Origin of the sequence: uncultured Eubacterium sp. (genome assembly GCF_934295145.1) — a bacterium.
Lineage (GTDB): Bacteria > Bacillota > Clostridia > Lachnospirales > Lachnospiraceae > Eubacterium_I.
Genome location: NZ_CAKRAS010000005.1, coordinates 68,678 through 81,481 on the forward strand (window position 1 = coordinate 68,678; position 12,804 = coordinate 81,481).

Here is a 12,804-nt window from a genome sequence, read left to right on the forward strand (position 1 = left end):
GACCAAAACGTGGTATGGGAGGACCGATGGGACATGGCCGTGGCATGGCACCGGGCGAGAAAGCCAAAGATTTTAAAGGTTCTATCGGAAAAATGCTCCGTTATATGGGAAAATATAAGATTGCAGTTGTGTTTGTCATGATCATTGCTGCCTGCTCTACCGTATTCAGTGTCGCAGGACCGAAAGTACTTGGCAAAGCAACGACTGCACTGGCCAGTGGACTGATGGCAAAAGTTGCCGGAACCGGTGGAATTGATTTTCCCTACATTGGAAAAATCCTGCTGTTTGTACTTGGTTTATACCTGCTTAGCTCTGTCCTGAGTTTTATTCAGGGATGGATCATGACCGGCATCACACAGAAAATCTGTTACCGGATGCGAAAAGAAATTACAGAAAAAATCAACCGTATGCCGATGAAATATTTTGAGAGCCGTACTTACGGTGAAGTGTTATCCAGAATCACGAATGATGTGGATACCCTTGGTATGGGCTTAAACCAGAGTGTGACGCAGATCATTACATCCACAGCAACGATCATCGGTGTCCTTGTTATGATGCTCAGCATTTCTCCGCTGATGACCCTGATCGCGCTGGTTGTGCTTCCGGTCTCCGGAATCTGTGTTTCCCTTGTTGTCAAAAAATCACAGAAGCATTTTATCACGCAGCAGGAATACCTTGGGCATATCAATGGTCAGGTTGAGGAAAGCTACGGCGGTCATCTGGTCATCAAAGCATATAACAAAGAAGATGAGATGATTTCCCAGTTTAATCAGACCAATGACGTACTGTATGCTTCAGCATGGAAATCCCAGTTCCTTTCCGGAATCATGATGCCGATCATGCAGTTTATCGGAAACCTCGGTTACGCAGCGGTAGCGTTGAGCGGCGGTATGCTGGCAATCCGTGGTATTATCACAATCGGTGATATTCAGGCTTTTATCCAGTATGTGAAGAGTTTCACACAGCCGATCCAGCAGATTGCACAGGTGACAAACCAGGTGCAGTCCATGGCAGCAGCGGCAGAGCGTGTATTTGAATTCCTGGAAGAGAAAGAAGAAGACCAGATCGTGGAACAGCCTGCAGATGTGACAAAAGTAGTCGGAAACGTAGAATTTGACCACGTAAGCTTTGGTTACAATCCGGAGCAGATGATCATTCATGATTTCAGTGCAAAAGCAGAAGCAGGACAGAAGATCGCTATTGTTGGACCGACTGGTGCCGGAAAGACGACGATGGTAAAATTGTTGATGCGTTTCTATGATGTAAACAGTGGATCCATCCGCATTGATGGTCATGATATACGCGATTTCAACCGCCGGGAACTGAGAGATGCATTTGGAATGGTATTGCAGGAAACCTGGCTTTTTAAGGGAAGTATTATGGAAAATATCCGTTACGGACGTCTGGAGGCTACAGATGAAGAGGTCATTGAAGCAGCAAAGGCAGCTCATGCAGATCATTTTATCCGGACACTGCCGGGTGGCTATGACATGGAGTTGAATGAGGATGCAAGCAATATTTCCCAGGGGCAGAAACAGCTGCTTACCATTGCCCGTGCGATACTGGCAGATAACCGCATTCTGATACTGGATGAGGCGACATCTTCCGTTGATACAAGAACCGAAGAGCTGATCCAGAGTGCTATGGATAATCTGATGAAGGGACGGACCAGTTTCGTGATCGCTCATCGGTTGTCTACGATTAAAAATGCGGATATGATCCTTGTTATGAAAGATGGTGATATCATTGAACACGGCTCTCATGACGAACTGCTGGCGCAGGGCGGATTCTATGCAGATCTGTACAATAGCCAGTTCGCCGAGTAGAAGTAATGGTTAAAATTTAATAAATATTTGAAAGCAAAATCAGAGAAGTTTCCTCACTCACTAGACACTCACTACCTTCGTTTGGCTTCGGTTTTATCGCGCTCGTTTTCGACTCCTATAAAAGCTGGTCGTCTTCCACTCGCGCAAAACTCGCAAAACTCAGTCGTTCGCTGAATCGTTCGTCGAGGAAACTTTCTCTGATTTTGCTATTTCAGCTATAAATGATTGACAAATTCAAGCAAATTATGTCATGTATACATTGTGTAAATCTGCATGCACAGCACAGTGCTGATTTTAAGAAGAGTGTAAATGTGCATGTGGCATGTGAGCCACTGTGTAAATGGAACAAAAAGAAAAACATCCAGGGACAAGACGGTAGGGCAATTTTCGTTATCGAAGTGAGCATAGCCCGACTGCGAGTTCACGGGAGCATTTAATCAGAACTTGTTCTGGCAAGTTCTGGTGCGAGATTCGGGTCTGCGTAGCAGACATATTTCAAATCCGAATCTCTGCACATTCATGCGAAGCTCTTCTAAGTGGAGGTGAAACCTCCGCTTAGGAGATGGGCGGCGCAACGAAGATAGAAAATTGCCCGTGTCTGTCCTGGATGTTTTTCTTTTGTTCCGTACATTAAGTGCGCGAACGATAGTATTTTGTAGTGTGTTGCCGATAAAGCATTAGTAGTCCGCGCACACAAAGTTCAATGGCCATTGCGATCCACATTCCGGTGAGACCAAGGCGTTTAACGAGTATCAACGCCAGACCGATACGCACGATCCAGATACTGCCAAGGTTCATCAGGCTTGGCACGAAAGTATCTCCGGTTCCACGCAATGCTCCGGCGGCCACAATTGACACACCAAAAAGTGGTTCTGCGAGTAATTCAATCCGAAGAACATGAACAGCCATAGTCTGTACAGTCAGATCTGGTGTCAGAAGCCGGAAAACCAGTGGACAGGCGAACATCATGACCGCACCGGTACAGCCCATGAAAATGGCTCCCATGGCGGTGCTGATATTGCCATAGCGTTTGGCAGTTTTGACTTCTCCGGCACCGATACTTCGTCCAACCAGTGTGGTTGCCGCCATGCCGAGGCCGTATCCTGGCATATAGCACAGGCTTTCCGCTGTGACGGCAAAAGAGTTTGCAGCGATAGCGGTGGCTCCCAGTGGAGCAATGATTTTAGTGGACATGACCATGGCACCATTCATGGTGATTTCCTGCACGGCTACAGGCATGCCAATTTGAAATGCTTTGTTCAGAATATCACGATTATAGGGATGTGAATCGGAACTTCTGAAGCGCAGACGTTTATTGCAAACACAGCAGCGCCATGCCATGATCAGACTGATGATAGCGCATGCCAGTGCAGTTCCAATGCCGGCACCAAGAACACCAAAACGTGGGATAAACAAAGCATTGAATACTACATCCAGGGCACACATGATGGCATTTAATATACTTGGTGTTACCATATCACCGCTGCATTGCAAAAATGCCGATGTTAGGGAATTCAACTGTGAAAATGGGATCATCAGTGAATACACAAAAAAGTATGCAGTTGCATTCGGACAGATTGCAGGATCACCGCCCAGGACGATTGGCAACGGACGACTGAGCAGGAGACCGCTCAAACATAAGAGGCCGGAAATGACCAGAGCACTGATCAGACCGTGCCGCATAACATTTCGGGCTTCCATATCCTGATTGGCTCCGATGTGATGTGCCACCTGCACAGAAAAACCGGCAGAAACGGCAGAGAGCACACCGTTGTACAGCCAGGTCATGGCAACGACCAGACCGATGGCGGCAGAGGCTGCAGCACCCAGGGCACCGACCATGGCAGAATCTATGTACTGCATGGCAATGGTTGTGATCTGCGTTAAAATTGCGGGCAGACTTAACTGCCAGACTTGTTTGACTTCCGGCTTTAATTCAGCCCAGTTTATGTTCTTAAGTTTCATATATTCCCCCAAAAAATAATTTATACAATTTTATACTTAAATAAAGGAAGCATTGGCATCCATAAAAGATTCTGTGTATCGCAGTGCCATTTCTGGATATTTGCAAAAATAGCAACAAAACAGATTTATCATATCATATAAGAAATGTCAAGGAAAGCTGAAAGGGGAATTCGTCTGTCCCCAATATGAATGCAGGAATAAAAAATGCGTAGTCATTCAAAAATAAAAGTAATGCGATGCATGAGCTCATGTTTTAATGGCATTTCATTCTTTGAACTTCAAAAGCTATAATGTATACAACACAAAGGACAAGGTAAGGTTGTGGTGTTAGGAAAAAGGAGGAGAAGGTTATGAATCAAAAAAAGACAATCAATTTTGGATTCAGGGGATGGATGCTGATTATCTATCAGGCAATCGCATTTGTTACATATCAGGTTTTTACAAACTATCCATTGAATATTCTGGCTGATATGTATGGTGGAGCACAGGTATTATCAAAAGTATATTCTATCTGTGCAATTATTGGAGTACTTGCTCAGCTGACCATGGCCGGATTGATTTCAAAGCTGAAAAGTATCAAGAGGTTCGGAAGTATTCTTGGTGCGGTTACATTATTATTAGGACTTGGGATTATGGTGCTTCCGGCAGGACCAATCTGGATGCTGTGTTATGCTGTTGAAAATGTTGTTTCTGTTCTGTATGCAACATTCTCTATCGGTATTCTGGTTGGTCAGTGGTTTCCTACCAGAAAAGGAACCATCATGGGTATTGCAACGTTTGCATTTCCGATTGCAAATGGTCTGATCGGACCGTTTGCCGCAAGTGTGTTTGCAAAAGGTTTTCCGGATGTTACCGGTGCATTTTTACCATTTTTTATCGTATTTGTGATCGGATGGATCATCGGTCTGATCTTTATCAAAGATTATCCGGAACAGTGTGGAGCATACAGAGATAATGATAAGAATCTGACACCGGAAATTGCAGAAAAGATGATGCTGGAAGAAATCGAAAACAAAAAGACTTCTGTATGGACATTACCGCATACACTGGCCTGTCGTGATTTCTGGCTGATCACAATTCCGGTAGGAACATTGTTAATGTTTTCCGTGGGTATGATGACGCAGTCTGCAGCAATTATTGCAAACTTTGAAAATGAACTGGCATTTGTGGGTGGATATACCGGTGTTATGGCTATGATCATGATTTTTGGTTGTATCGGAAGTTTTATTCTTGGTGTATTGGATACCCGTTTTGGAACAAAATTTGCTATGATCATCTCGGTAGTAATTATGATCATTTCCGGTATTTTAGGAACAATTCCAAATGCGATCACGCTGTTGATTTCCATGATCTGCCTGGCGCTGTTTATGGGAGCATCCTCAAACTTTGGAGTGTCCATGGCAGCCCAGTACTGGCGCAGAGAGGATTTTAGCCGTGTGTTCGCAACAGCAAGCCCGATTGGAAATATCATCTGTTCTTCCGGTCCGATGCTGATTGCAATGCTGATGTATTCCGCAGGGGGATATCGTACGATTTTTATTACAACAGCGATTGTAGGTGTAATTTCTCTGATTTTACTGTTGCTCTTCAAACCATCACATGTAAAAGAAGTGGATGATAAATACCGCAAGGCAGCAGGAAAAACGCTGGATGATGCTTTGGTAGGGCGTAAATAATCAGACCTTCTGATAAAAAAGTTAGTATAAGCAAAAACGTGAAAGGCACAGCCCAGAATGGCTGTGCTTTTTGCGTATTATATATACCTAACAAAAGAAAATCTGTTATAATATATGATAAGAGAGAATTTTGCACATTAGGGGGAATGAGAATGACATTAACAATGTTTGAATGTTTTATGGAAGCTGTAAAAACTTTGAATTTTACGGTTGCAGCGCAGAACATTCATATGACGCAGCCAGCATTCAGCAGAAATATTGCAGCCATGGAGGATGAACTTGGCTTTTCACTTTTTTTACGGAGCAAGCAAAGCGGACTCCGGGTGACACCGGCCGGACTGGCGATGTATAACGGTCTGGTAAAACTAAATACAGAGTATGGAATGCTGCGGGATCAGGCGGCCAGAATCAATCGCGGGGAAGAAGGAGAGCTTGTAATTGGTATATTGAACGGAATGTGTTTGGACAGCAAAACGATGGAGACTGTTCACCGGTTCCAGGAACGGTATCCGCAGGTGGATATTAAATTGATCAGTTATCCGTTAAAACGGTTGCTGCAGAGTGTGGAAAATGGGGAAAGTGATATGTGTTTTTCTGTCTGCGGTGCTGTAGAAGGCAGAGAAAATTTGTTGCATGAGGATGTGTTTGAGATTGAAAATTATTTGATTGTTCCGGCCTCTCTACATTGTGATTCGAAAAAAATGTATTCATTGAAAGATTTTCGGGAACAATATTTTTTACTGTCAGAGGATTCACCGGAACTGAATCATCTGTTGATAGAAAAGTGCCGGGAAGCCGGGTTTGAACCAAAGACAAAAATGGCACCGGATTACGATACAAAAATGCTGTGGGTGGAAATTGGAAAAGGAATCGGGATTAATTCCAAAGAGCACTTTATGAAAAACAGTCCTTATGTGGATTTTGTAAAAGTGAAGGAAATCCGCATGGATGGATACTCCATGATCTGGCAGAAGGATAATTATAATCCGGCCATTGCAATTTTTTATTCTATGTTCGAAGAATCATGAGCTCATAAATATTAAGCATTTCAACATTCTTCTTTCGTTTGTTACTGTATAGGTAAGAAAAGAAAGGGGGATGTTTTTTTATGGAAAAAGAAGGAATGGCAAAAGTGCCGGTAACAGATGAAGACCGAAAAAAACCTTATTTTAAATATTATGAGCGTGATGTGATCTCAATGGTTCCGGAAAAAATGCCGTTTGCATTTGGAGGACCGATGACTCCGATGGATGCCGTACCGTTCACAGATCGTGCCAGAATTCTGACGGATGAAGGTATCGGAACCAGGATTGGATATACCGTTATGCCGGATGGCACCGGATATATGGCAGATGTTACTTTTATGCCGGGGGTTACAGCAGACATGCTGGACTGGTATATGGCATGGAGAGGATTGGATCCACTTCGTTTTGTGATTGCAAACCCGGAGAACAATATGTCGGCCATGAGTATGCAGACATCAAAATTTGCAGACGAAGATTTGATCGGTGCTGAGAAGTACTGGGATACGACACAGATGGTGATAAAAATGTCCGATATGGGTCCGGCAAAAGAGGCAGTGAATTTTAAATGTCCATCGGATGTTGGGTTTGATATGGAGGTGCTAAAATCATCTAACACAGCATCGCTTATCTGTGCAAGAGGCTATGCACATGGTCAGCCACCTGCAGCAGGACCGGATTATCTGATCTGCCATCAGATAATTGAAAAAGAGGATGGTGTGGAAGTGCGTACCAAATGCTGGATTGGCTGGACTGTGAGATATGGAAAAGATTATAAGCAGCTTCCAGACGGATTCTTTATGCCGCCGGTATTTGCATTGGGTGTATTTTTGCAGAATGTGAAAGAATGGGCAAATTTAGCAACAATTCTTCCGCAACTTTATGCAGAAGAGCATGGGGAATAAGGAGGAGCAAAGATGATTCATACAAATCATAAAATTAAATTTGATCCTGCAAATTGTGTGGGATGTCAGTTATGTTATAAGGCATGTTTTATCGATGTTATCCGTTGGGATGCAGAAAAAAAACAGCCAGTATTTAAATATGTCGAGGACTGTGAACATTGCAATTACTGTGAGATATCCTGCAAACGTGGATGTATTCAGGTAATTCCGGATTTTAAGAGCCAGAAGTTCAGACAGAGTTTTGATCAGTATCACTAGGGAGGAGGTTGCTTTATGGCAAAGATTGAGACACAGACAGTAGAACATAACATTGATGTGCTGGTCATCGGCGGTGGCATTGCAGGCCTGACAGCAGCTGTTTCTGCGAAAGAAAAAAATCCGGATGCAGAGGTTATGATTGTTGAAAAACAGACTACAGGATATGGTGGAAAAGCAAATAAAGGTGGTGGAGTATTACAGTATTTTGATCTGGAGCACACAACACCTGAAATGTTTGTAGAATATCATGCAAATTCAGTAGGCTGTTATCTGGGAAACCAGAATATGTTGAAAAGATATGTGGCAATGAATAATGAAATGCTTGATCGCATGGAAGGATGGGGGGTCACCATTCCGAAGTTGAGGATTCCAACCGGTCCGATGACCTATATGGTTGGTATTGATTTAAATGTCACGATTCAGATGAGGAAGACAGCACAGAAACTGGGGGTAAAAATAATTGATAAAGTAACGGTATCTGATCTTCTGACAGAAGAAGACAGGATTGCCGGAGCGGTGGGATACAGTATTATTGATGGTACGTTTTATGTATTTGTGGCAAAATCTGTAATTCTTGCAACCGGAAGTCAGAACTATCGTGTAGCACCGATGTGGAGTAATGGTCGCGGAGACGGTATTGCGGCAGCTTACCGTGCAGGCGCACAGATGAGAAATACAGAATTTGGAAATTTTGCGCAGTTGTATAAGGTTAATAGTTTTCAGGAACTTGTATTTGGCGAAAACAATATGTTCAATGCATTAAATGAAAACGTAACACAGAATTTCCGACGTTTCCCGGAAGCTGATGTAAGTTCTACGGCTCTTCGAGAGTGGTATGAGCAGATGTCTGCAGGAAAAGGTCCGATTTATCTGCATGTGCCGGATGTGGATGATAATCCACTGGCGAAAATCTGGGATCGACCATATGGTGTTCCGTTCTGGGATGCAGATCATGGAAAAGCAAGAGGTCTGGATCCGGAGCTGGAAGTAGCACCTGGTTTTGTTGGTGAACAGTCACCGGTTCGTGTAGGAGATGACATGCAGACTTCTATTGCAGGTATGTATGCAGCCGGAGACGTATGTTATTGTGGTTCCGGTGCACCGGGTGCAGTTCCGGCTCCTCCGGGAAGAAACCGCGGTTCTGGAATTTTAAATGCAGTATTTGCAGGAATTATCAGTGGAGAATCAGCAGCAGAGTATGTAAAAACAATAGGGGAGTCTCATATCTGTAAAGCACAGGCAGAAGCATACAAAGAGGATGCATATAAACCGTTAGAGCGTGAGGAAGGTGTGGATCCAATCGAGATTATTGATGCAATCCAGCAGATCCTCTGTCCGGTTGAAAACAGTATCTATATGTCACAACATCGTTTGGATGTATTACTGCGAAAGCTTGAGAAAGTGAAAGAAAAAGCAAAATATATGAAAGCAGATGATCTGCACGGATTGTTGACCTGCCATGAGGCTGATGCGATGGTTTTGTGCTGTGAGATGCAGTTGAGAGCAGCTTCCATGAGAAAAGAGTCCAGAGGATGGTTCATTCGTGAGGATTATCCGGATATGGATAATGAAAACTGGCTGAAATGGATCATTGTACAGAACAAAGAGGGTGAGATGACATTCCATACAGAAAGAGTTCCTGTGGAGGAATATGACGTCCAGCCACCGAAATATTGATGAAATTGAGAAGTACGCTGTTGTTGCGCTGCCCGAAACGGAATGTAGAAAGGCAGTAAGACATTTTTGAAATCAAATTGAAAAAAGCTTAAATATTAGTGAAGATAGTGTGAAAAGGAGATTGATAACATGGCAAACAGAGTGTGTGAAATATTGGGGATTGAATATCCGATTATTCAGGGGGCGATGGCATGGACATCTATGGCACCACTGGTAGCAGCAGTATCAGAAAATGGAGGACTTGGTGTACTGGGAAGTGGATTTATGCCAAAAGAAATCATATTACAGCAGGTAGAAATCGTTCGTTCTATGACGAAAAAACCATTTGCGGCAAATCTGTTCCTTGATCCGGGACCGCAATTGGAGGTTGGTGTATCTGCGATTATTGAGGGAAAAGTTCCGGTAGCTTATATCGACAGTTTAAATTTGTTGGATCTGGATATGGCAACGGAATACTATAAGAGATTGCATGATGCAGGCTGTAAAGTAATTGCAAAAATTAATTATCTGGAAGATGCCATTGTTGCAGAAAAAGCAGGTGCTGATGTAATTATTGCAAAAGGTGTAGAAGGAGGCGGACACTGTACAAAAGTCAGTGGACGTGTATTGCTGTCAGAGGTAGTAGAGCATGTCAGTATTCCAGTTGTAGCATCCGGCGGAATTGCAACGGCCAGACAGGCAGCAGCAGTTACCGTGGCAGGTGCAGAAGGCGTTGAGATGGGTACTGCATTTATGGCATCTGAGGAGTGCCCGGTACATCCGAATGTAAAAGAAGCAGTGGTACATGCGATTGATCGTGATATTGTTGCCTGTGGCGCATCCACCGGTGAACCAAGCTGGCAGGTCCGGAATAAACTGGCAGATGAAATGCTTGAAATCGAAGCAACACATACAAAAGCAGAAGCAGCAGATATGATTCGCGAGATATCTCAGGGATCCTTACGAATTGCTTCCCTGGAAGGAGACGTAAAAGAAAAAGGAGCAGTTCTTGCAGGTCCTGTTGCAGGATTGATACATGAAATCAAACCGGTAAAAGCCTGGATCGTTGATTTTACTGAAGAATGGAAGGAATGGCTGAAAAAGAGTTATACATTATTCTAAGTCAGGGAAGGAAAAGAAGATTCGGTTATGAGTAAAGAGAACGTACGGGAAAATTACAGTGATAGAAAAATAAAAATCATGCTTGCAACCATGATCTTCTGCAGTGTGGTGTATGGCTTTGGAATGTTTAAATTTATTCCGATGCAGGATGCGATCACTTCTCACTTTGGTGTAAACGAGGGGGCATACGGATATCTGAATTCGGCAACAAACTGGGTAGTGATCATACTGTCTGTGCAGATGGGATTTCTAATTCGGAAGTGGCCGAGTAAGCAAAGCATAATTCTTGGATTTGCAGTCGCGCTGGCTGGTATGGGAATGCAGCTGCTTGCTCCGAAATTCCCGCTTTTTGTGGCTGGACGTGCGATAGAAGGTGGCGGACTTGGACTGGCGACACTGGCAGTTACCAGCCTGTTGCTGAATATGGTTCCGAGAGATAAGGTTGGAATCTGGAGCAGTGTATCCATTTTGTGCGCAGTTGCTCCGCAGATTCTGATCACTAAAGGCGGTTCAGTTTTGATGCTGAAAGCAGGTATGTCATTTTTGCAGATTTTTGCAGGAATCGCGGTGATGTATGCACTGGCCATTGTTGTATGTATGATTAACATTCCTGTATCTGTAAAGGCAAATGGAGTTGCTGCGGATGCAAAGCCGACCAGAGAGCAGACGTTGCGTGTGTTCAAAAACAAGTCCAATTGGCTGGTCAATATCGCATACATTTTTTTCAGTCTCGTATCAGTATCTTTTAGCGCATATGTCGTAAAATATATGATCATCAAGGGACTGGAACCAGGGCAGGCGGCAAGTGTTTACAGTTATACAACATTGATCGGTATGGCATCCATGTTTGTATTTGGATGGATTTCAGATAAACTTGGAACAAAACGAAAAATCGTTATGGCCGGATTTTTTGCAGGGGCAGTGGCGCTGGTCTGCCTGGTAAATCTGCCGGCAAGTATGATCATGGTGTATGTAATTGTGTACGGAACACTGCCTAGATCTATTGCCGGTCTGTCTACCGCATCAGCGACAGATATAGCAGAAGTACCTTCCGATGTACCGGTTGTTAATTCGCTGAAAAATGAAGTGACACAGGTGGGAACGGTAGTATTTACCATTGTGCTTGGATATATTATTCAATGTCTTGGGTATGAAATTGCAATCTATTTGTTGGCAGGTACAATGGTGCTTGGTGGAATCTGCTGGTTTTTTGCAAAGAGGATTCCGTAAAGAAAGGATAGGGATAAAATATGGCTGTTGAACTGACAGAAGAACAGAAAAAATCACCGTATTATAAATATTATGAGCGTGAGATTAAAGAAGTTCCGCCAAAATTAATGAAACGGATCATGACAGAAAAATTTGATGATTCGGAAGCGTTATTATTTGTGGACAAAAACAAATTATTTGAGGATGGATATCTGCCAGGAGAATTTGGAGTATTCCATTTGCCGAGCGGTGGATATGAAGTGGCAAATTGTACACAGATGCCTGGAGTGACACCAGAGATGTTTGATTGGTGGTTTGCCTGGCATGGACTTGATCCGATGCGTTATATTATTTGGAATAAAGATGAACATTATTATTGCAAAACACGCAATCCAGAAATTGCGTTGAATGAAAAATTAACCATGAAAGAACGTTACTGGCATACAACGCATGACGTAAAAGAATCAATGCTGAAAGATGCACCGGTGGTTGATCTGATATTAAACTTTCTACCACCGGAAGAGATGGGCTTTGATCCGGAAAAATTAAAAGCCTTCCAGGGAACAATCGTTTGTACTCCGGGAATGGTGCATTTCCTAAGACCTACAGAGCATGGCTCAGAACTTCGTACCAGATTCTGGTTCGAGGATCCCAATGTTCCATTTGATGAGATGGCAGCAAGAGCTTTGCTGGCACATAATGTTAAAGAGTATACACATCTGGCAGAAATATTGCCGGAATTGTATGCTGAATTTAAGAACAAATTCTTGTTTAGGGAATCTTAGAACAGGATGTGACAAAAACTCCAATGCAGGCACGACGGATTTCCTATCTTCGCTGCGCCGCCTATCTTCGACCGCTTCCGCGAACTCACCAACAGCAAAAACAGCTGTTGGCTCAGACACACTCCCGCGGTCGAGCTATGCTCGCTCCAATAACGGAAATTCGTCTACCGCCTTGCCTTGGAGTTTATGCTCACATCCTGTTCTATTTACGCCGTGGCACTGCGTACCACGCATGCATACACTTTTTTGAACTAATAAACACTATGTTGCATGCGCAGATTTACACAGAGAAAAGAAAAAGCGAAAGGCATTGGCTATTTACGCCACCCTTGACCATCTAAAAAAGAACTGCTATAGGTCGATTACCGACGGCGAGAAAC

Annotated in this window: 10 protein-coding genes; 9 read left to right on the plus strand and 1 reads right to left on the minus strand. The window is 43.5% G+C overall.

What is annotated here, in order from left to right; genetic code table 11:
- Positions 1-14 precede the first annotated feature (14 nt).
- Positions 15-1,826 carry an ABC transporter ATP-binding protein gene (locus tag Q0I54_RS01975; RefSeq protein ID WP_367270769.1) on the plus strand — a complete coding sequence of 604 codons (1,812 nt, stop codon included), beginning with the start codon at positions 15-17 and terminating at the stop codon, positions 1,824-1,826.
- A 630-nt stretch (positions 1,827-2,456) separates the two neighbouring features.
- On the opposite strand, the gene Q0I54_RS01980 is transcribed toward Q0I54_RS01975, so the two are convergent.
- Entirely contained in the window at positions 2,457-3,791 is a 1,335-nt protein-coding gene (locus tag Q0I54_RS01980) for an MATE family efflux transporter (RefSeq protein WP_296116002.1), read from the minus strand.
- 350 nt (positions 3,792-4,141) lie between these two features.
- On the opposite strand from Q0I54_RS01980, the gene Q0I54_RS01985 reads away from it, so the two are divergent.
- From Q0I54_RS01985 to Q0I54_RS02020, 8 genes are all read left to right on the plus strand, one after another.
- Entirely contained in the window at positions 4,142-5,467 is a 1,326-nt protein-coding gene (locus Q0I54_RS01985; RefSeq protein WP_294787151.1) for an MFS transporter, read from the plus strand.
- Between the two features lie 152 nt (positions 5,468-5,619).
- Positions 5,620-6,495 carry a LysR family transcriptional regulator gene (locus Q0I54_RS01990; protein ID WP_296116003.1) on the plus strand — a complete coding sequence of 292 codons (876 nt, stop codon included), beginning with the start codon at positions 5,620-5,622 and terminating at the stop codon, positions 6,493-6,495.
- 80 nt (positions 6,496-6,575) lie between these two features.
- A complete protein-coding gene (locus Q0I54_RS01995; RefSeq protein ID WP_296116004.1) occupies positions 6,576-7,394 on the plus strand; it encodes a DAPG hydrolase family protein in 819 nt (272 codons plus the stop codon).
- Between the two features lie 12 nt (positions 7,395-7,406).
- On the plus strand, positions 7,407-7,652 hold the full coding sequence (locus tag Q0I54_RS02000; RefSeq protein ID WP_129899692.1) for a 4Fe-4S binding protein: 246 nt from the start codon (positions 7,407-7,409) through the stop codon (positions 7,650-7,652).
- A 15-nt stretch (positions 7,653-7,667) separates the two neighbouring features.
- On the plus strand, positions 7,668-9,329 hold the full coding sequence (locus tag Q0I54_RS02005; RefSeq protein WP_129899691.1) for an FAD-dependent oxidoreductase: 1,662 nt from the start codon (positions 7,668-7,670) through the stop codon (positions 9,327-9,329).
- Between the two features lie 129 nt (positions 9,330-9,458).
- Positions 9,459-10,430 carry a nitronate monooxygenase family protein gene (locus Q0I54_RS02010; RefSeq protein WP_296116008.1) on the plus strand — a complete coding sequence of 324 codons (972 nt, stop codon included), beginning with the start codon at positions 9,459-9,461 and terminating at the stop codon, positions 10,428-10,430.
- 27 nt (positions 10,431-10,457) lie between these two features.
- Entirely contained in the window at positions 10,458-11,660 is a 1,203-nt protein-coding gene (locus Q0I54_RS02015; protein WP_296116010.1) for an MFS transporter, read from the plus strand.
- A gap of 20 nt (positions 11,661-11,680) precedes the next feature.
- Positions 11,681-12,424 (plus strand): DAPG hydrolase family protein, encoded by a 744-nt coding sequence (locus tag Q0I54_RS02020; RefSeq protein ID WP_129899688.1) that lies wholly within the window; start codon positions 11,681-11,683, stop codon positions 12,422-12,424.
- Positions 12,425-12,804 lie beyond the last annotated feature (380 nt).

Excerpts from the sequence above, each read along its gene's own strand:
- Q0I54_RS02005 (WP_129899691.1), top strand. The coding sequence starts at position 7,668 with ATGGCAAAGATTGAGACACAGACAGTAGAACATAACATTGATGTGCTG.
- Q0I54_RS02015 (WP_296116010.1), top strand. The coding sequence starts at position 10,458 with ATGAGTAAAGAGAACGTACGGGAAAATTACAGTGATAGAAAAATAAAA.
- Q0I54_RS02020 (WP_129899688.1), top strand. The coding sequence starts at position 11,681 with ATGGCTGTTGAACTGACAGAAGAACAGAAAAAATCACCGTATTATAAA.
- Q0I54_RS01975 (WP_367270769.1), top strand. The coding sequence starts at position 15 with ATGGGAGGACCGATGGGACATGGCCGTGGCATGGCACCGGGCGAGAAA.
- Q0I54_RS01995 (WP_296116004.1), top strand. The coding sequence starts at position 6,576 with ATGGAAAAAGAAGGAATGGCAAAAGTGCCGGTAACAGATGAAGACCGA.
- Q0I54_RS02000 (WP_129899692.1), top strand. The coding sequence starts at position 7,407 with ATGATTCATACAAATCATAAAATTAAATTTGATCCTGCAAATTGTGTG.
- Q0I54_RS01980 (WP_296116002.1), bottom strand. The coding sequence starts at position 3,791 with ATGAAACTTAAGAACATAAACTGGGCTGAATTAAAGCCGGAAGTCAAA.
- Q0I54_RS01990 (WP_296116003.1), top strand. The coding sequence starts at position 5,620 with ATGACATTAACAATGTTTGAATGTTTTATGGAAGCTGTAAAAACTTTG.
- Q0I54_RS01985 (WP_294787151.1), top strand. The coding sequence starts at position 4,142 with ATGAATCAAAAAAAGACAATCAATTTTGGATTCAGGGGATGGATGCTG.
- Q0I54_RS02010 (WP_296116008.1), top strand. The coding sequence starts at position 9,459 with ATGGCAAACAGAGTGTGTGAAATATTGGGGATTGAATATCCGATTATT.